General features: G+C 61.8%; 16 protein-coding genes. 5 read left to right on the plus strand and 11 right to left on the minus strand.

Annotated elements, in window-relative coordinates; genetic code table 11:
• Positions 1–3 precede the first annotated feature (3 nt).
• The 3 genes from emhB (at position 4) to KSS97_RS22165 (ending at position 6,246) form a co-directional block, all read left to right on the plus strand.
• The gene (emhB, locus tag KSS97_RS22155; RefSeq protein ID WP_198797099.1) at positions 4–3,168 is read left to right on the plus strand and encodes an efflux RND transporter permease subunit EmhB; all 3,165 of its coding nucleotides are present in this window, start codon (positions 4–6) and stop codon (positions 3,166–3,168) included.
• Positions 3,165–4,622 carry an AdeC/AdeK/OprM family multidrug efflux complex outer membrane factor gene (adeC, locus tag KSS97_RS22160; protein WP_217860170.1) on the plus strand — a complete coding sequence of 486 codons (1,458 nt, stop codon included), beginning with the start codon at positions 3,165–3,167 and terminating at the stop codon, positions 4,620–4,622. Before emhB ends, adeC begins: the two co-directional genes overlap by 4 nt.
• A gap of 370 nt (positions 4,623–4,992) precedes the next feature.
• On the plus strand, positions 4,993–6,246 hold the full coding sequence (locus KSS97_RS22165; protein WP_217860171.1) for an OprD family porin: 1,254 nt from the start codon (positions 4,993–4,995) through the stop codon (positions 6,244–6,246).
• A gap of 223 nt (positions 6,247–6,469) precedes the next feature.
• Here KSS97_RS22165 and pcaC read toward each other — a convergent pair whose 3' ends face one another.
• The 11 genes from pcaC to pcaR form a co-directional block, all read right to left on the minus strand.
• Positions 6,470–6,862: a 4-carboxymuconolactone decarboxylase gene (gene pcaC / locus KSS97_RS22170; RefSeq protein ID WP_014336968.1), complete on the minus strand. Its 393-nt coding sequence runs from the start codon at positions 6,860–6,862 to the stop codon at positions 6,470–6,472.
• Positions 6,863–6,873: 11 nt separating this feature from the next.
• Positions 6,874–7,674 carry a 3-oxoadipate enol-lactonase gene (pcaD, locus tag KSS97_RS22175; RefSeq protein WP_030142292.1) on the minus strand — a complete coding sequence of 267 codons (801 nt, stop codon included), beginning with the start codon at positions 7,672–7,674 and terminating at the stop codon, positions 6,874–6,876.
• 12 nt (positions 7,675–7,686) lie between these two features.
• The gene (locus KSS97_RS22180) at positions 7,687–9,051 is read right to left on the minus strand and encodes a 3-carboxy-cis,cis-muconate cycloisomerase (protein ID WP_217860172.1); all 1,365 of its coding nucleotides are present in this window, start codon (positions 9,049–9,051) and stop codon (positions 7,687–7,689) included.
• Between the two features lie 166 nt (positions 9,052–9,217).
• Positions 9,218–10,513: an MFS family transporter gene (locus KSS97_RS22185; protein ID WP_217860173.1), complete on the minus strand. Its 1,296-nt coding sequence runs from the start codon at positions 10,511–10,513 to the stop codon at positions 9,218–9,220.
• A gap of 280 nt (positions 10,514–10,793) precedes the next feature.
• The gene (pcaG, locus tag KSS97_RS22190) at positions 10,794–11,360 is read right to left on the minus strand and encodes a protocatechuate 3,4-dioxygenase subunit alpha (protein ID WP_030142295.1); all 567 of its coding nucleotides are present in this window, start codon (positions 11,358–11,360) and stop codon (positions 10,794–10,796) included.
• A gap of 1 nt (position 11,361) precedes the next feature.
• Complete coding sequence (pcaH, locus tag KSS97_RS22195) at positions 11,362–12,066, minus strand: protocatechuate 3,4-dioxygenase subunit beta (protein ID WP_030142296.1); 705 nt, start codon at positions 12,064–12,066, stop codon at positions 11,362–11,364.
• Positions 12,067–12,103: 37 nt separating this feature from the next.
• Positions 12,104–13,309: a 3-oxoadipyl-CoA thiolase gene (gene pcaF / locus KSS97_RS22200; RefSeq protein WP_217862085.1), complete on the minus strand. Its 1,206-nt coding sequence runs from the start codon at positions 13,307–13,309 to the stop codon at positions 12,104–12,106.
• Entirely contained in the window at positions 13,306–14,085 is a 780-nt protein-coding gene (locus tag KSS97_RS22205; RefSeq protein ID WP_217860174.1) for a CoA-transferase subunit beta, read from the minus strand. The genes pcaF and KSS97_RS22205 overlap by 4 nt, the downstream gene beginning before the upstream one ends.
• On the minus strand, positions 14,082–14,942 hold the full coding sequence (locus tag KSS97_RS22210; protein WP_217860175.1) for a CoA transferase subunit A: 861 nt from the start codon (positions 14,940–14,942) through the stop codon (positions 14,082–14,084). The genes KSS97_RS22205 and KSS97_RS22210 overlap by 4 nt, the downstream gene beginning before the upstream one ends.
• Before the next feature lie 304 nt (positions 14,943–15,246).
• Positions 15,247–16,593 (minus strand): 4-hydroxybenzoate transporter PcaK, encoded by a 1,347-nt coding sequence (gene pcaK, locus KSS97_RS22215; protein ID WP_217860176.1) that lies wholly within the window; start codon positions 16,591–16,593, stop codon positions 15,247–15,249.
• A 122-nt stretch (positions 16,594–16,715) separates the two neighbouring features.
• Positions 16,716–17,558, minus strand: a complete 843-nt coding sequence (pcaR, locus tag KSS97_RS22220) for a pca regulon transcriptional regulator PcaR (RefSeq protein WP_030142301.1) — start codon at positions 17,556–17,558, stop codon at positions 16,716–16,718.
• Between the two features lie 567 nt (positions 17,559–18,125).
• On the opposite strand from pcaR, the gene KSS97_RS22225 reads away from it, so the two are divergent.
• Entirely contained in the window at positions 18,126–18,326 is a 201-nt protein-coding gene (locus KSS97_RS22225; protein WP_030142302.1) for a hypothetical protein, read from the plus strand.
• A gap of 363 nt (positions 18,327–18,689) precedes the next feature.
• Positions 18,690–20,165: an inorganic phosphate transporter gene (locus KSS97_RS22230; protein ID WP_198798223.1), complete on the plus strand. Its 1,476-nt coding sequence runs from the start codon at positions 18,690–18,692 to the stop codon at positions 20,163–20,165.
• Positions 20,166–20,331: the final 166 nt, after the last annotated feature.

Below are 20,331 nucleotides of genomic sequence, written 5' to 3' on the forward strand. Positions count from 1 at the left end.
ACCATGTCGAAATTTTTTATCGACCGTCCGATTTTCGCCTGGGTGATCGCCCTGGTGATCATGCTGGTCGGGGCTCTGTCGATCCTCAAGTTGCCGATCAACCAGTACCCGAGCATTGCGCCGCCGGCCATTGCGATCCAGGTGACCTACCCGGGCGCATCCGCGCAAACCGTGCAGGACACCGTGGTGCAGGTGATCGAGCAGCAGCTCAACGGCATCGACAACCTGCGTTACGTATCGTCGGAAAGTAACTCCGACGGCAGCATGACCATCACTGCCACCTTCGAGCAAGGCACCAACTCCGATACCGCGCAGGTCCAGGTCCAGAACAAGCTGAACCTGGCCACCCCGCTGCTGCCGCAAGAAGTGCAGCAACAGGGCATCCGCGTGACCAAGTCAGTGAGAAACTTCCTGATGGTGATCGGCGTGGTGTCGCGCGACGGCAGCATGACCCGGGAAGACCTGTCCAACTACATCGTGTCCAACATGCAGGACCCGATCTCGCGCACCGCGGGTGTTGGTGACTTCCAGGTCTTCGGCGCCCAATACGCGATGCGGATCTGGCTCGACCCGGCCAAGCTGAACAATTTCAACCTGACCCCGGTGGATGTGAGCACGGCGATTACCGCGCAGAACGTCCAGATCGCTTCCGGCCAGCTTGGCGGCCTGCCGGCCATGCCCGGCCAGCAACTGAACGCCACCATCATCGGCAAGACCCGCTTGCAGACCGCCGAGCAGTTCAAGGCAATCCTGCTCAAGGTCAACCCGGACGGCTCGCAAGTGCGTGTCGGCGACGTGGCCGATGTGGCCCTGGGCGGTGAGAACTACAGCATCAACGCGCAGTTCAACGGTGCCCCGGCCTCCGGCCTGGCGGTGCGACTGGCGACTGGCGCCAACGCCCTCGACACGGCCAAGGCCCTGCGCCAGACCGTGGAAAACCTCAAGCCGTTCTTCCCGCAAGGTCTGGAAGTGGTGTTCCCCTACGACACCACGCCGGTGGTGAGCGAATCGATCAAGGGTGTGGTTGAAACCCTGGTCGAGGCGGTCGTACTGGTGTTCCTGGTGATGTTCCTGTTCTTGCAGAACTTCCGCGCCACCATCATCACCACGATGACCGTACCCGTGGTACTGCTCGGCACCTTCGGCATCCTCGCGGCGTTCGGCTTCAGCATCAACACCCTGACCATGTTCGGCATGGTGCTGGCCATCGGCTTGCTGGTGGACGACGCCATCGTCGTGGTGGAAAACGTCGAACGGGTGATGAGCGAAGAAGGCCTGTCGCCCAAGGAAGCCACCAAGAAATCCATGGGCCAGATACAGGGCGCCCTGGTGGGTATCGCCCTGGTGCTCTCGGCGGTATTGCTGCCGATGGCGTTCTTCGGCGGCTCCACCGGTGTGATCTACAAGCAGTTCTCCATCACTATCGTCTCGGCCATGGCCCTGTCGGTCCTGGTGGCCCTGATTTTCACCCCGGCCCTGTGCGCCACGATGCTCAAACCAATCCCCAAGGGTGAGCACGGCACGCCGAAACGCGGCTTCTTCGGTTGGTTCAACCGCACCTTCGACCGTGGCGTCAGGAGCTACGAACGCGGCGTGGGCAATATGCTCAAGCACAAGGCCCCGTACCTGCTGGCCTACATCATCATCGTGGTTGGCATGGTCTGGCTGTTCACCCGCATCCCGACGGCGTTCCTGCCGGAAGAAGACCAGGGCGTACTGTTTGCCCAGGTGCAGACACCGGCCGGTTCCAGCGCCGAGCGTACCCAGGTGGTGGTGGACAAGATGCGTGAGTTCCTGCTGCGTCCGAGCAAGGACGGCGGCGAAGGCGATGGCGTGGCCTCGGTGTTCACCGTGACCGGCTTCAACTTTGCCGGTCGTGGCCAGAGCTCCGGCCTGGCGTTCATCATGCTTAAGCCGTGGGAAGAGCGTAACGCGGATAACACCGTGTTCAAGATCGCCGGCCGCGCCCAGCAACACTTCTTCACCTTCCGCGACGCGATGGTGTTCGCCTTCGCCCCCCCAGCGGTGATGGAACTGGGTAACGCCACCGGTTTCGACGTGTTCCTGCAGGATCGCGCCGGCATCGGTCACGACAAGCTGATGGAAGCCCGCAACCAGTTCCTGGGCATGGCGGCCCAGAGCAAAATACTGGCCCAGGTGCGTCCAAACGGCCTGAACGATGAACCGCAATACCAGTTGGAAATCGATGACGAGAAGGCCAGTGCCCTGGGCATTACCCTCTCGGAGATCAACAACACCCTGTCGATTGCCTTGGGCAGTAGCTATGTGAACGACTTCATCGACCGTGGTCGGGTGAAACGGGTGTACGTCCAGGGCCAGCCGAACGCACGCATGAGCCCCGAAGACCTGCAGAAGTGGTACGTGCGCAACAGCGCCGGGACCATGGTGCCGTTCACGGCGTTCGCCAAGGGTGAGTGGGTCTACGGCTCGCCGAAACTGGCTCGTTACAACGGCGTGGAAGCGATGGAAATCCTCGGCACCCCGGCGCCCGGCTATTCCACCGGTGAAGCCATGGCCGAAGTCGAAGCCATCGCCAAGAAGCTGCCGGCCGGTGTCGGCATTTCCTGGACGGGCCTGTCCTACGAGGAACGTCTGTCGGGCTCCCAGGCGCCGGCGTTGTATGCCTTGTCGCTGCTGATGGTGTTCCTGTGCCTGGCAGCGCTGTATGAGAGCTGGTCGATTCCGATCGCGGTCATGCTCGTGGTGCCCCTGGGGATCATCGGGGCGCTGATGGCGACCAGCCTGCGCGGCCTGTCCAACGACGTGTACTTCCAGGTGGGCTTGCTGACGACCATCGGCCTGGCGGCGAAAAACGCCATCCTGATCGTCGAGTTCGCCAAGGAACTCCACGAACAGGGCCGGACCCTGATGGAAGCTGCCATCGAAGCCTGTAGGATGCGTCTGCGGCCGATCATCATGACGTCCCTGGCGTTCGTCCTCGGCGTGGTTCCGCTGGCGATTTCCACCGGCGCCGGCTCGGGCAGCCAGCACGCCATCGGTACCGGCGTGATTGGCGGTATGCTCACCGCGACCATCCTGGCAATCTTCTGGGTGCCCTTGTTCTTCGTGACGGTGTCGTCGATGGGTCGTCGCAAGAATATCGACCAGGACCACACTCCTGAAACTTCTAAAGAGGCTGGCCAATGAGCAAGTCGCTACTTTCCCTGACCATCGCCGCCGTCGTGCTCAGCGGTTGCTCGCTGATCCCCGACTATCAGCGGCCCGAAGCACCGGTCGCGGCGCAATACCCGCAGGGCCCGGCCTACGAGCCAGCCAATGCGCCCGGCCAGGCTGCCGCCGAACAGGGTTGGAAGCAGTTCTTCCATGACCCTGCGCTGCAGCAATTGATCCAGGTCGCCCTGGAAAACAACCGCGACCTGCGCGTCGCGGCGCTGAACATCGATGCCTACGCCGCGCAGTACCGCATCCAGCGCGCGGACCTGTTTCCGGCAGTCTCGGCCACCGGCTCCGGCAGCCGCCAGCGGGTACCGGCACGGGCTTCGCAAACCGGCGAAGCGGCGATCAGCAGTTCCTACTCGGCAACATTGGGGATCAGCGCCTACGAGCTGGACCTGTTCGGTCGCGTCCGCAGCCTGAGCGAGCAAGCCTTGCAAAGCTACTTCGCTACCGAAGAAGCCCGCCGCAGCACGCAGATCAGCCTGGTGGCCAACGTCGCCAATGCCTACCTGACCTGGCAGGCCGACAAGGAACTGCTCAAGCTGACCCAGGAAACCCTGGGCACGTACGAGCAGAGCCTGAAGTTGACCTCCCGCAGCGCCGAAGTTGGCGTGGCCTCGGCCCTGGACCTGAGCCAGGCGCGCACGGCGGTGGAAAACGCCCGCGTGCAACTGGCCCGCTACACCCGCCAGGTGGCCCAGGATGAAAACAGCCTGACCCTGCTGCTGGGCACCGGCCTGCCGGCCAACCTGCGCACCCAACCGTTGAGCGATGACCTGCTCAGCGAAGTGCCGGCCGGTTTGCCGTCGGACCTGTTGCAACGTCGTCCGGACATCCTCCAGGCCGAACGCAACCTGCTCGCCGCCAACGCCAACATCGGCGCCGCGCGGGCCGCGTTCTTCCCGAGCATCAGCCTGACGGCCAACGCCGGCACCCTGAGCCCGGACCTGTCCGGCCTGTTCAAGGGCGGTTCGGGCACTTGGACGTTCGCGCCGCAGATCAACCTGCCGATCTTCAACGCTGGCAGCCTGCGGGCGAGCCTGGATTACGCCAAGATCCAGAAAGACATCAACGTCGCGCAGTACGAGAAGTCGATTCAGACGGCGTTCCAGGAAGTCTCCGACGGCCTGGCCGCGCGCCAGACCTACAACGAGCAGTTGCAGGCCCAGACCGACTTCGTCGCCGCCAACCAGGACTACTACCGCCTGGCCGAGCGTCGCTACCGCATCGGTGTCGACAGCAACCTGACCTTCCTCGACGCCCAGCGCCAGTTGTTCAGCGCGCAACAATCGCTGATCACCGACCGCCTTGCGCAACTGACCAGCGAGGTCAATTTGTACAAGGCCCTGGGCGGTGGCTGGAATGCCGAGACGGGCAAGAACGAACCGGTGGCGGAGAAGGCGCCGGAAACGAAGTTGTTCTGATTTGACGTCTGAAAACACGAAGCCCACCGAAAGGTGGGCTTCGTGTTTTTAAGGATTAATAAATATCCGAGTTCAACACACAACCCTGTGGGAGCGAGCTTGCTCCCACAGGGGATTGCGACCATCCATTCGGTTACTTTGCCGTTCGATAATCGCCCAAAACCCGCAAATAGCAATTGAACGGATCCCGGGCCGACCTTCACCATCGCTCGCACAAAACCAATAACAACAGGTTCGATGCCATGTCCCCACGCCCTGCACCGTCCGGCTGATCCTCGGTCGCTTTAACAACCTGGCCCAACTGTACCGTTCGCACCCAAAAGTTGCGGCAACAACTCGCTTCGTCCACAAAAAATAAGAGACAACGCCCATGAAGCCCACACAGCACCTGTTCCCCAGCCTCATTGCCGTCGCCCTGAGCAGTACCGCCCTGCCCGTCCTGGCGGCGGAGTCGGGGTTTGTCGAAGACGCCAAGGCCACGCTGAACCTGCGCAACTTCTACTTCAACCGCAACTTCACCAACGACAACGCCGCCCAAGGCAAAGCCGAAGAATGGACCCAGAGTTTCATCCTCGACGCCAAGTCCGGCTTCACTCAAGGCACGGTCGGTTTCGGCGTGGACGTGCTGGGCATGTACTCGGTCAAGCTCGACGGCGGTCGCGGCACCGCCGGCACCCAATTGTTGCCAGTGCATGACGACGGTCGCCCGGCCGATGACTTCGGTCGCCTCGGTGTCGCCCTCAAGGCCAAGGTCTCGAAGACCGAACTGAAGGTCGGCGAGTGGATGCCGGTGCTGCCGATCCTGCGCTCCGACGACGGTCGTTCCCTGCCCCAGACTTTCCGTGGCGGCCAGGTCACTTCGACCGAAATCAACGGCCTGAGCCTCTACGGCGGCCAGTTCCGCGCCAACAGCCCGCGCAACGACGCGAGCATGGAAGACATGTCGATGAACGGCCGTGGTGCCTTCACCTCCGACCGTTTCAACTTCGGCGGCGGTGAATACGCCTTCAACGAAAAACGCACCCAGGTCGGCGTCTGGTACGCGGAACTGTCCGACATCTACCAGCAGCAGTATTTCAACCTGACCCACAGCCAGCCGATCGGCGACTGGACCCTGGGCGCCAACCTTGGTTACTTCACCGGCAAGGAAGACGGCAGCGCGCTGGCCGGCGACCTCGACAACAAAACCGCGTTCGCCATGCTTTCCGCCAAATACGGCGGCAACACCTTCTACGTCGGCCTGCAGAAAATCGGCGGCGATGATGCCTGGATGCGCGTCAACGGCACCAGCGGCGGCACCCTGGCGAACGATAGCTACAACTCCAGCTACGACAACGCCAAGGAAAAATCCTGGCAAGTGCGCCATGACTTCAACTTCGCTGCTGTCGGCGTGCCGGGCCTGACCCTGATGAACCGCTACATCAGCGGTGACAACGTGCACACCGCCACCGTCGATGACGGCAAGGAATGGGGCCGTGAAACCGAACTGGCCTACACCGTGCAGAGCGGTGCGCTGAAGAGCCTGAACGTGAAGTGGCGTAACTCGACGATGCGCCGGGACTTCAGCACCAATGAGTTCGATGAGAACCGGTTGATCGTCAGCTATCCGATCAGTTTGTTGTAAAGCTTAGGCGGTGGGCCAGTCGGCATTGATGCTGGCTCATCTATCGCCATCGCGAGCAAGCTCGCTCCCACAGGAGATTGGTGGTGTACGCAGATTCAATGGCCGCGGAGGATCAGTGTGGGAGCGGGCTTGCTCGCGAAGACGGCGGCCCATTCAGTATTTTCGAAAACTGACACACCGCTTTCGCGAGCAAGCCCGCTCCCACAGGGAATGAAGTAACCCCTTAAGCCCGTGATTCGACGCCCAGTTCATCCCAGACCGATTCGGCCAGGTGAAAGGTGGCGTTGGCTGCCGGGATGCCGCAGTAGATGGCGCTCTGCATGATCACTTCCTTGATCTCGCTGCGGCTCACGCCGTTGTTGGCGGCGGCGCGCAGGTGCAGCTTGAGTTCTTCGTTGCGGTTCATACCGATCAGCATGGCGATGGTGATCAGGCTGCGGGTATGGCGCGGCAGTCCCGGGCGGGTCCAGATGTCGCCCCAGGCGTGACGGGTGATCATCTCCTGGAATTCGCTGTTGAATTCAGTCAGGGCGTTGAGGCTGCGGTCCACGTGGGCATCGCCCAGCACGGCGCGGCGTACCTGCATGCCTTCGTCGTAACGTTGTTTCTCGTCCACAAAAAAACTCCTCAGGCCCGGCCGGAATCAAGCAGGAAATCCACCACCCGCGCGCTGAACGCAGCACCGGCCTGGACGTTGGAAAGATGTGCAGCGTAAAACTCGGCGTACTCGGCCCCACTGACGCGCTCCTGGATGAAGTGCCCGCCCGACGGCGGCGTCACCGCATCTCCGGTGCCGGCGATCACCAGCAGCGGCACGCGAATCGACATCAATTGCTCGCGGAAATCGGCATCACGCACCGCCGCGCAGTTGGCTGCATAACCTTGGGGCGACGTGGCGGCCAGCATGTCGGTGATTTTTTTTGCCGTCGCAGGCTGGGCCTCGGCAAAGTCCGGGGTAAACCAACGGGCAATCGAGGCGTCACGCAACGCCACCATCGCATCCTTGCCATCACGCAGCACGGTTTCGATGCGCGGGTTCCACACCGACGGATCGCCGATCTTGGCCGCCGTGTTGCACACCACCAATTTGCGCAGGCGTTCACCGGCATGGATGCCCAGCCACTGGCCGATCAACCCGCCCATGGAAAGGCCGCAGAAGTGCACCTTGTCGATATTCAACTGATCCAGCATCGCCAGCACATCGCGGCCCAGTTGTTCGATGCTATAGGGACCTTCGGTCACCAGCGACTGGCCATGCCCCCGCGTATCGAAACGCAGCACGCGAAAATGCTCGCTAAAGGCAGGAATCTGCTCGTCCCACATATGCAAATCAGTGCCCAGGGAGTTGGAGAGCACCAGCACCGGGGCGTCTTGCGGCCCATCGAATCGGTAGTTCAGATCGCCTTCGGCGAGTTTGACGAATCCCACAACTATCTCCTTTCAGGCATTCAGGGCAAGGTGTTCGGCCACGGCCCGGGCAACCCAGGTCTGGGCCTGGCCGAGGTAATGGGCCGGGTCGAGCAGATGATCGAGCTCGGTCGTGGACAACTGCGCGGTGACCTGGGGTTCATCCCCCAGCACAGCGCGCAGATGCCGCTGTTCGGCCACGGCGCGCTTGCAGCATTGTTCGAGCAAGTGATGCGCGGTATCGCGCCCCACACGTTGGGCCAGGACGATGCTCACCGCTTCCGCCAGCACCAACCCCTGGGTCAGTTCCAGGTTGCGGGCCATGCGCGCCGCATCCACGTCCAACCCTTCGGCCAGCAGTCGCGCCTGTTGCAAGGCACCGGAGACCAGGCAACAGATCTCCGGCAGGGTTTCCCATTCGGCGTGCCACAGGCCCAGGCTGCGCTCGTGTTCCTGGGGCATGGCGCTGAACAGTGTCGACAACAAGCCAGGCACGCGCGTCGCCGCGCCGATCAGCACCGCCGCACCAACCGGGTTGCGCTTGTGGGGCATGGTCGACGAACCGCCCTTGCCTGGCGCCGACGGCTCGAACGCTTCGCCGGCCTCGGTCTGCATCAACAGGCTGATGTCGCGCCCCAATTTGCCCAGGCTACCGGCGACCAACCCCAGCACCGCGCCGAACTCCACCAGACGATCGCGCTGGGTGTGCCACGGTTGTTCCGGCAGGGTCAGTTGCAGCTCGGCGGCCAGAGCTTCGGCCACCGGCAGCGCCTGTTCACCCAACGCGGCAAGTGTCCCGGAGGCACCGCCGAATTGCAGCACCAGCAGACGCGGCTTGAGTTCGCGCAGGCGTTGTCGGCTGCGGGTAACCGCCCCCAGCCAACCGGCGATTTTCATGCCCAGGGTCACCGGCGTGGCGTGTTGCAACCAGGTGCGCCCGGCCAGCGGTGTGGCGGCATAGCGGTCAGCTTGTCGGGCCAGGATGACGGCCAGTTGCGCCAACTCTTCCTCGATCAGCGCCAGCGCCTGGCGCAGTTGCAGCACCAACCCGCTGTCCATCACATCCTGGCTGGTGGCGCCCAGGTGCACGTAGCGTTCAGCCTCGGCGCTGTCGGTGGCGATGCGCTTGCCCAACGCTTTCACCAGCGGGATCGCCGAATTGCCGGCGCTGGCAATCGCTTCGCTCAACGCGGAAAAATCGTACAGCTGGGCACGGCAGGCGTTCTCGATCGGTGCCACCGCGTCCTGGGGAATCAGCCCTACTCGCGCCTCGGCCCGGGCCAGCGCGGCCTCGACATCCAGCATCGCCTGGACCCGCCCCGCATCACAGAAGATCTCGCGCATGTCGCGGGCGGTGAAGTAGGCATCGAACAGCTGATTGGCCGGTCGTTCGCTCATAAACAGTCCTTGGGAAGGTAGATGCCTTTGTGGCGAGGGAGCTTGCTCCCGCTTGAGTGCGAAGCGCTCACAAGAGAGGGCTGCTGCGCAGCCCAACGGGGATAAATCCCCTCGCCACAGCAAGCTCCCTCGCCACAATGATTCAAACAAGCCTTAAGTGAATGGATCAAAGATCATGGTGCAAATACGTCGGTTGCTTGGGCAGGCGCAGGCTGAACAGGAACGCCACCACCATCATCACCGTGACATACCAATAAAACGCGTTCTCCATGCCTTGGGCTTTCAGGCTCAAGGCGACGTATTCCGCCGATCCACCAAAAATCGCATTGGCCACCGCGTAAGCCAACCCTACTCCCAGCGCGCGCACTTCAGGTGGAAACATTTCGGCTTTCACCAGGCCACTGATGGAGGTATAGAAACTGACGATCGCCAGCGCGAACGTGATCAGCACAAAGGCCAAAAACGGGCTGCTGATGCTTTTCAGCGTCAGCAGGATCGGCACCGTGCATAGCGCCCCAAGGCCACCGAACCAGAGCATGGAGTTACGCCGGCCGATCTTGTCCGCCAGCATGCCGAACAGCGGCTGCATGCACATATAGAGGAACAGCGCGCCGGTCATGATGTAGCTGGCGGTCTTGGCGTGCAGGCCGGCGGTGTTCACCAGGTATTTCTGCATGTAGGTGGTGAAGGTGTAGAAAATCAGCGAGCCACCGGCGGTGTAGCCGAGCACGGTGATGAACGCGGCCTTGTGGTCGCGAAACAGCGCGGCGATGCTGCCGGCGTCCTTGTTTTCGCGCATTTCCTTGCTGCTGGTTTCCTTCAAGGAACGGCGCAGGAACAGGGATATCACGGCCGCTATCGCGCCCACCACGAACGGAATCCGCCAGCCATAGGCACGCAGTTCGTCTTCGTTGAGAAACTGTTGCAGGATCACCACCAGCGACACCGCCAGCAGTTGTCCGCCAATCAGAGTCACGTACTGGAACGACGCAAAGAAGCCACGCTGGCCTTTCAGGGCGACTTCGCTCATGTAGGTGGCGGTGGTGCCGTACTCGCCGCCGACCGACAGGCCTTGCAGCAGGCGTGCGAACAACAGCAACAGCGGTGCCCAGACGCCGATGTCCTTGTAGGTGGGCAGGCAGGCGATGAGCAACGAGCCGAAACACATCATCAGCACCGAGATCATCATTGAGTTCTTGCGCCCATGACGGTCCGCCACTCGCCCGAAGATCCAGCCGCCGATGGGTCGCATCAGGAATCCGGCGGCGAACACACCGGCCGTGTTGACCAGTTGCACCGTCGGGTTGTCCGAGGGGAAGAAGGCCGGCGCGAAGTAAATCGCACAGAACGCGTAGACGTAGAAGTCGAACCATTCGACCAGGTTGCCGGATGAGGCACCGACGATGGCGAAGATGCGCTTGCTGCGCTCCTCACCGGTGTAGTGGCTGGTTGGGGTGGTCATGGGTTATTCACTCGTTGGGGCTGACGAAGTCTAGACACACTTCGTAACACTCCCGTTCCACAAACAGTTTTTCAACGTGTAGTGCCTGTACTACCGCCATCAAGAGCAAGCTCGCTCCCACAGGGATTGCATCATCTCTGTGGCGAGGGAGCTTGCTCCCGCTCGGCTGCGAAGCAGTCGCAAAACCAGACACCGCGACCTTTCTGATACATCGAGGCGCCTGCCATGGGCTTGCTGCGCAAGCCAGCGGGAGCAAGCTCCCTCGCCACGGGGGGTTCATTCAATAATCGAAGAACACCGTCTCGGCATCCGTGCCCTGCAGGATCACATTCCACTGATACACGCCCGACGTATCGGGCTTGGCGACGAGGGTACCGCGACGTTCCTCGGGAACGCAGGCCAGCAGCGGATCGGCTTCGTTGGCGGGCTCGCCATCGAAATAGATCCGCGTCAGCAGATGCTTGACCAGCCCGCGAGCGAACACCAGCACCACCAGATGCGGCGCCTGGGTCGTGCCCCCCAGCCCCGGCACAGTGCCGGGCTTGATCGTCGTGAAGCGGAAGCGTCCTTCGGCATCCACCGGCACCCGACCAAAACCGTCAAAATGTGGGTCCAGGGGTTTGTTTTGGTCGTCTTCCGGGTGCGCGTATTTGCCAGCGGCGTTGGCCTGCCAGACTTCCAGCATCGCGTCGTTGACGAACTGGCCGTTGCCATCGACCACCTGCCCGGTGATCGCCACGCGCTGGCCGAGCGTCTCGGCAACGGTCAGGTCTTCGCGGTTCAGCCACGTCAGGCCGATGTGGTAGTAAGGCCCGACGGTGTGGGACGTAGTGGCGTTGAGCGTCATCTTATTTCTCCATCGGCGTGGCATCGCGGCCGCGCAAGACGATGTCCCAGCGATAACCGAGGGCGTAGTGAGGGACGGTTTTTTCCAGATCGAAACGGGCGATCAGGCGTTCCTTGGCACTTGTGTCCGGCACGCAATTGTAGATCGGGTCGTATTCCAGCAACGGATCGCCCGGAAAATACATCTGCGTCACCAGGCGCGTCAGGATGCTCGGCCCGAACAGTGAGAAATGGATATGCGCCGGGCGCCAGGCGTTATGGTGATTACCCCACGGATAGGCGCCGGGCTTGATGGTCTGGAACTGATACCAGCCGTCGGCGTCGGTGACGGTGCGACCGGTGCCGGTGAAATTCGGATCCAGCGGCGCATCGTGGTCGTCACGGTCATGGTTGTAGCGACCGGCGGCGTTGGCCTGCCAGATCTCCACGAGGATGCCCGGCACTGGCTCGCCGTGCTCATCCAGTACGCGCCCGTGAATGATGATTCGTTCACCCAGCGGCTCGCCAGCATGCTGGGCGGTCAGGTCGTGGTCCTTCTCCTTCAGGCGATCGGCACCTACGGTCGGCCCGGTAATTTCCGACAGCGAATGAGGCAGGTACACCAGCGGTTTGGACGGCGATCGCAGGTTGGTGGACTGGTACGGCGGGTGCAGATACTCCGGCTGGGTGCCCGCTTGTGGGCGACGATAACCAGGCTTGTCAGTCATGAAGCATTCCTCGGTTTCTTATTAGTAGAGCGACGCATCAGACGCGTTCGATCGCCAGCGCCAGACCTTGGCCGACGCCGACACACATGGTCGCCAAGCCTTTCTTGCCGCCTGTTTTTTCCAGATGATGCAGCGCTGTCATTACCAACCGTGCGCCGCTCATGCCCAGCGGATGACCCAAGGCGATCGCCCCACCGTTCGGGTTGACTTGCGGCGCATCGTCCGCCAGTCCCAAGTCTCGCAATACCGCCAAACCTTGGCTGGCGAAGGCTTCGTTAAGCTCGATCACATCAAAATCCGCGACGGCCAATCCCAGGCGTTCGGTGAGTTTGCGCACCGCCGGCACCGGACCGATGCCCATCACCCGCGGCGCCACACCGGCGCTGGCCATGCCCAACACTTTGCCGCGGGGCGTCAGGCCATGTTTTTTTACTGCTTCGGCCGACGCCAGGATCAACGCGGCCGCGCCGTCATTGACGCCCGAAGCGTTGCCGGCGGTGACCGTCTTGTCCGGACCGTTGACCGGTTTGAGTTTGCCCAGGGTTTCCAGCGTGGTGTCAGCGCGAGGATGTTCATCCTGCTCGACCACGGTTTCGCCTTTTTTATGGGGGATGCGCACCGGAACGATTTCCTCGGCGAAAAACCCTGCCGCCTGGGCCGCCGCCGTGCGCTGCTGGCTGCGCAAGGCGAAAGCGTCCTGGTCGGCGCGGGACACCGCGTAATCATCCGCCACGTTATCAGCGGTCTGCGGCATCGCATCCACGCCGTACTGGGCTTTCATCAACGGGTTGATGAAACGCCAGCCGATGGTGGTGTCTTCCAGTTTCATGTTGCGGGAAAACGCCGCGTCGGCCTTGCCCATCACGAACGGTGCACGAGACATCGATTCCACGCCGCCGGCAATCGCCAGTTCCATCTCGCCACTGGCGATGGCGCGGAACGCGGTGCCGATAGCGTCCATGCCCGAGGCGCAGAGCCGGTTGAGGGTCACGCCGGGAATGCTTTCCGACAGGCCCGCCAACAGCAGCGCCATGCGCGCGACGTTGCGGTTGTCTTCACCGGCCTGGTTGGCGCAGCCGAGGAACACTTCGTCCACCGCGCTCCAATCCACCGATGGATTGCGCTCCATCAATGCCTTGATCGGCACGGCGGCCAGGTCATCGGCGCGCACGCCGGACAAACCGCCGCCAAACCGGCCGATGGGGGTTCGAATCGCATCACAGATATACACGTCGCGCATCAGGCTTCTCCCGGTGCCTGGCCGTGGGCCGCCGCGGTGCGAGCTTCCAGGTCGCGCAATGCGCGCAGCTCCACCTCGGTCGGCTCGGCAGTGGTGTGCACCTGGTCGGCGAAACGGATCGCCCACCCGGTGGCCGCAATGACTTGCTCACGGGTCACGCCGGGGTGCAATGCGGTGACCACGAATTCATGGCGGCCGGCTTCCGGTTCCATGATGCACAAGTCGGTGATGATGCCCACCGGACCTGCGCCCGGCAGGCCCAGGCGCTTGCGCGAATCGCCGCCTTCGCCGTGACCGACCGAGGTGATGAAATCCAGCTTGTCGACAAACGAACGCGCCGACTGCTTGAGGATGATCAGCACGCTCTTGGCCGAGCCGGCAATTTCCGGCGCGCCACCGGCTCCCGGCAGGCGGACTTTCGGCTGATGGTAGTCGCCCACCACCGTGGTGTTGATGTTGCCGAAACGGTCGACCTGGGCCGCGCCGAGGAAGCCGACGTCGATGCGCCCGCCCTGCAGCCAATAGCGAAAAATCTCACCGGTCGGGACGACAGTGTCCGCGGTTTCCGCCAGCTCGCCGTCGCCGATGGACAGTGGCAACACGCTGGGCTTGGCGCCGATCGGGCCGGATTCATAGATCAGCACGACGTCTGGCGATGAGGTCAGACGCGCCAGGTTGGCCGCTTTCGACGGCAGGCCGATGCCGACGAAGCACACGGCATTGTTCTTCAAGCGACGCGCCGCGGCGACGGTCATCATTTCGTTGGTGGTGTAGTTCATGCTTTCACCTGCGAAGCGGCTGCCAGTCGGGCCTGGAATTCACTGAAATCCCGAGTGCCGTGGATGTATTCGTTGATCCATGCGGTAAACGTCTCACGGTCCCGGGCGATCGGATCCCACGCCTGGTAGAAACGATTGTCACGCTCGGTGTAGCCGTGGGCGTAGGACGGATGGGCACCGCCGGGGACATGGCACACCGCGCTCAACGCCCAGGTCGGCAGCACGCAGGCGTTCATCGGCGCGTTCAGGTCGTCGACGATTTCTTCCACGGTGACGATGCAACGCTTGGCGGCCAGGGCGGCTTCTTTCTGCACGCCGAGAATGCCCCACAGCAGCACGTTGCCCTTGCGGTCGGCTTTCTGGGCGTGGATCACCGTGATGTCCGGGCGTACCGAAGGTACAGCGGCCAATACTTCACCGGTGAAGGGACAGGTCACGCTCTTGATCAGTGGGTTGACCTTCGGCAGGTCGGAACCGGCGTAGGCTCGCAGTACCGCGAACGGTAGGCCGGAGGCACCGGCGACGTAGGCATTGGCCAGGTCGGCGTGGCTGTGTTCTTCGATCTCCAGCGGGTGCGGCCATTGTTTTTCCACGGCATCGCGCAGGCGGTGCAAGGACCCGACGCCAGGGTTGCCGCCCCAGGAGAAAATCAACTTGCGAGCACAACCGGCGCCGATCAACTGGTCGTAGATCAGGTCAGGCGTCATGCGTACCAACGTCAGGTCTTTCTTGCCCTGGCGAATGATTTCATGACCCGCCGCCGTTGGTATCAGGTGCGTGAAGCCTTCGAGCGCGACGGTATCGCCGTCGTTGACGAATTGCTTCACCGCGTCGTGCAGCGAAAGGATTTCAGCCATGGGGCAGGCTCCCGTTTTTCCAGTAGACCGACGTGAAGAAAAAGGCGCGAGGTCAAGCGCCGGAGTGACTGAAGATTAAGCTTCGGGATGACGGCAAAACAATCCGATAATCGACTGAGTGTTCGTTTATCGAACAGATTGTTGTTTGGCTATCGATTTCCCCTGCCATCGGAAACACGCGGGACTGTGGCGAGGGAGCTTGCTCCCGCTGGGCTGCGTAGCAGCCCAAAAAAATCAGGGCCACTTCGCGCCCCAGCGGGAGCAAGCTCCCTCGCCACGGGTGAGGATTCAGGCTCGGAAAAACTCAGGTCGCATCCGCATGGCTGACCATGCCCTTGATCACCACCGCCGTGGTCGCCAGGGCCGCAGGAATGACCAACGCCGTCAGGACCTGCTCGAAGTTCCAGCCCAGGCCCAACAACGTCGCGCCCATCCAGGCGCCAAGGATCGCCCCGAACCGACCGATGCCCAGCATCCAGGAAACCCCGGTGGCCCGGCCCTGGGTCGGATAGAAGCGCGCCGCCAGGGAAGGCATCGCCGATTGCGCGCCGTTTACGCACATGCCGGCCACCAACACCAGGGTGGAGAGCAAGGTGATGTTGCCCAGGCTCTGCCCTACCGCGTAGGCAAACAGCCCGGCCATCAGATAGAAAATGCCGATGACCTTGTGCGGATTGAACCGGTCCATCGCCCACCCCACGCCGACCGCGCTCAAGACGCCGCCGAATTGAAACAACGCACCGATAAACGCGGCCTGTTCCATGCTCGCGCCACTGTCACGCATCAGGGTCGGTAGCCAACTGGTCAGGAGATAGACAATCACCAGCCCCATGAAATACGTCAGCCACAACAACAAAGTGCCAGCGCTGTAGGTCCCGGAGAAAATCACCGCCAGCACGTTGCGCGCCTTCACGGTTTTCTGTTCCGGCACACTGAAGCTGGATGCCTGGGCAATAGTCGAAGGATCAATCGGCGCCAAGGTCTTGCGCACTTTGTCCGTGCCACGGCTCCGCACCACCAGGTAACGCGCCGACTCGGGCAACCAGAACAACAGCACCACCGCCAGGATCAGTGGCAGGATTCCGCCGATCATCAACAGGCTGTGCCAGCCGAATGCCGGGATCAACTTGGCCGAAATGAACCCGCCGCCAGCCATGCCGAGGTTGAAGCCACAGAACATGCTCGTCACCAGCAGCGACTTCTTGCGCTCCGGCGTGTACTCGGAGAGCAGCGTCGTGGCGTTCGGCATGCCAGCGCCCAGGCCCAGGCCCGTCAGGAAACGCAGCACCAGCAATTGGTCGACATTGGTGCTGTAGGCGGAAGCCAGGCTGAATGCGCCGAACAGGGCGACGGCCCCGACCAGCACGACCTTGCGCCCGAAGCGGTCCGCCAGGGGCCCGGAACCCAACGCGCCGAAGACCATGCCGATCAGCGCGGCACTCATCACCGGTCCAAGGCTGGCCCGGTCGATGCCCCAGTCCTGGGACAGGGCCGGCGCGATGAAGCCCATGGCCGCCGTATCGAGGCCGTCGAGGAAAACAATCAGGAAACAGAGAATGACCACGCGCCACTGATAGCGCGAAATCGGTTGAGCGTTGATGAAGGACTGCACATCGAGGCAAGTGCCTACGGAAGTCTGGGGCTGGTTCATTTTATTTTTATTCCACGCAAGGGACGCCAGATGACGCTGCGCGACATTAATGAGACCAGGCAAATACCGTCAATTCATCCCGGCCGACTGTGTGCGTTTATCGAACAACTTAGCCTGAACACTTAACTGAACAATTGCGCGCTGAGGTCCCGGCTGGCTCCCAGCAGGCCCGGCAGGAAGCGTTGCTCCAACTCGTTGCGGCTGACCCGACCCGCGTGGGTACTGACATTCAGCGCCGCGACCACCTGGCCCGATGCGTCATACACCGGCACGGCGATCGAGCGCAGGCCTTGCTCCAGTTCCTGGTCGACGATGCACCAGCCTTGTTGCCGAACCTGCTGCAGGCATTCGAGCAACGCCTCGGGTGTATGCAACGTCCGGCTGGTCTTGGCCTGCAAGTCGGCGTGGTCCAGGTAATCGCGCAACGACGCATCGTCCAGGGCAGCCAACAGGATTCTGCCCATCGATGTGCAATACGCCGGCAGACGGCCGCCCACGGACAGATCCACGGAAATCAGCCGCTGGGTGGTGGCCGAGCGGGCGATATAGAGGATGTCGTCACCTTCGAGCGTCGCCATGTTGCAGGCCTCGTGCAGCTGCTCGCTCATGCGGTCCAGGTACGGCTGGGCGGACACGGCCAACGGTGTCGACGACAGATAGGCGTGACCCAGGGTCAGCACCTTGGGCAGCAACGAATAGGTACGTCCATCGGTGGTGGCGTAGCCGAGCTTGATCAAGGTATGCAGGCAACGTCTGACAGCGGCACGGGGGATTTCCGTGCGGTGGCTGATCTGGGCGATGGTCAGGTGCCGCTTGCGCTCCTGGAATGCCTGGACCACGGCCAGGCCGCGGGCCAGCGACGTCATGAAATCCGGATCGCCAGTCAACGCCTGGATCCGCTTGGCAGGCGAGGCAACGATCGGCGGCGCGACTGAGGTGAAAGCGTTGCGCAATTGGTCGTTCATGTCGGATCCTCTGCGGAATATCGGCTATTACAACTGGCGGGCCGGCAGACGCACAAGGACGGATCGCCGACACCGTTCGATTATCGAACCGCCGATCGATAATCGCAATCAAGTGATGATGAATCCATGTCCCGACTGACCCGCACAGCGCTTTCGAAAGCGGCCGGCAATGGACATGTCCCCACTCGAAAATTGAACTTGTCGCCAACAATGACGTCAGGATATCGACAGTTAGGGAAATACGTCTGTTGACACAACTAGTAGTCCATACAAATATTGATTCACACAAACAACCAGCGGTTTTATCTTTACCGATAGAGTTCTCCCAACGGACCGCTATAATGCGTTTCAGTGACGGCGAGGCCCATCGACCTTACCGTCCGCAGGCACGACAGTTCATCGCTGTTGTGTCGCCTGCCGGTGCCTGAAGCACCTGTGGCCGCTTCCCCTGTATCGGCAACAACACGAAGCCCTGATGCTACGTCAGCTCAGCTCTGGTGCCGTGGCCGTCTGCATGTTCCCATGCAGTGCGTATCACCAGATTCAATTAATTAATTAGGTAACACTGTGACGAAAGACGAACTGCGCGCGGAACTTGAGCGCCAGGAACAACGTTACAAGGAAGTTTACGGCGGGGAGATCACCACCTACGCCGCGCAACCTGAACCGGAACGCAAACCTTGGCGTAAACGCGCCACCGTCCAGGATCAGGCGTTCAGCCAGGAACTTCAGAAGATGGAAAAGGAACTCAAGGCCGAAGAGAGCTAACCTCCGGGCTTGATGTTTTCTGTGGACGGTATCCGGTCGCCACCCTGGCCGGCCCTCGTCGTCAAGCGCCCGCCAAAAGCGGGCCGCCATTTTCGCCACCGCCGGTTGGGGGCGTTCATGCCCGACCTCTCTTCCAGATATTTCATACACATTTTCAGGCCCCTTCCTACCCCGAGGAGAAGCGTGTCCGCAGGGCTTTCTGCCTTGTAAACAAAGGCTTGCAGCTCCCCGGCAAAACCATGCCACGCACGGTTTCCTCCCGATTATTTCGTAGAAGAATGTGACCGATGAGCAGGCAGTGCATCGATTACCGAGGTTTTCTGGCATAATCGCGCCCCCTTATTCCCGGGTCAGAAAACCTTCATGATCGATTTATTCAGCGGACTGGATGCTTGGGTGCTTGTGAGCCTCTTGCTCGCCCTGGCTTTTGTCCTCGCCTTCGAGTTCATCAACGGCTTTCATGACACCGCTAACGCGGTTGCCACTGTTATCTACACCAAAGCCATGCCACCTCACCTGGCGGTGTTCTTTTCCGGTGTGTTCAATTTCCTCGGCGTGCTGCTGGGCGGCGTGGGGGTGGCGTATGCCATCGTTCACTTGCTGCCGGTGGAACTGCTGATCAATGTGAACACCGGACACGGGCTGGCCATGGTGTTCTCGCTGCTCGCAGCGGCCATCACCTGGAACCTGGGCACCTGGTACTTCGGTATTCCAGCGTCCAGCTCCCACACGCTGATCGGTTCGATCCTCGGCGTCGGCCTGGCCAATGCGCTGATCAACGATATCCCGTTGGCCGACGGGGTGAACTGGCAGAAGGCGATCGATATCGGCGCTTCCCTGGTGTTCTCGCCCATGGCCGGCTTCCTCATCGCCGCCCTGGTGTTGATTGGCCTGAAGTGGTGGCGTCCATTGTCGAAGATGCACAAGACGCCAGAGCAGCGTCGCAAGATCGACGACAAGAAGCACCCGCCGTTCTGGAATCGCCTGGTCCTGGTGATCTCGGCCATGGCGGTCAGCTTTGTCCACGGTTCCAACGATGGCCAAAAAGGTATCGGCCTGATCATGCTGGTGCTGATCGGTATCGTGCCGGCGCAGTTCGTACTCGACCTGACCAGCACCACCTACCAGATCGAGCGTACTCGTGATGCGACCCTGCACCTGAGCCAGTTCTACACGCGCAACAGCGACTCCCTCGGTGAGTTCCTGGCGCTGGGCAAAAGCGTCGAAGGTGATCTGCCGGAGAAATTCCGTTGCAACCCGCAACAGACCGAACCGACGATCAACGCCCTGCTCGACACCCTCAAAGGCGTGGCGGACTACCACTCGCTGCCGTCGGAAAGACGCATCGAGGTTCGTCGCTACCTACTTTGCCTGGACGACACGGCGAAGAAGGTCGGCAAGTTGCCAGGCCTGGCGGCCCGCGAGAAAGACGACCTGAACAAGCTGCGCAAGGACCTGACCGCCACCACTGAATACGCCCCGTTCTGGGTGATCCTGGCGGTTGCCCTGGCACTCGGCCTGGGCACCATGGTCGGCTGGAAACGCGTGGTACTGACCATCGGCGAGAAGATCGGCAAGCAAGGCATGACCTATGCCCAAGGCATGTCGGCGCAGATCACCACCGCCTGCATGATTGGCGCGGCGAACATCTTCAGCTTGCCGGTTTCCACCACCCACGTGCTGTCTTCCGGCGTGGCGGGCACCATGGTCGCCAACAAGAGCGGCCTGCAAGGTGGCACCGTGCGCAACATCCTCCTGGCCTGGGTGCTGACCCTGCCAGCGACAGTCGCCCTGTCGGCCGGGCTGTTCTGGCTGGCGTCCAAGGCCTTGGGCAGCTGATTCCAGCGGCTCACAAAAAAAGGTGCGTTCCTTGCGGTTCGCACCTTTTTTTATGCCCGCACACCTGACAACTGTGGGAGCGGGCTTGCTCGCGATAGCGGTATGTCTGTAGAGGCATGTGTTGACTGACCCACCGCCATCGCGAGCAAGCTCGCTCCCACAGTTG

The organism is Pseudomonas alvandae, from assembly GCF_019141525.1.
GTDB classification, from domain to species: domain Bacteria; phylum Pseudomonadota; class Gammaproteobacteria; order Pseudomonadales; family Pseudomonadaceae; genus Aquipseudomonas; species Aquipseudomonas alvandae.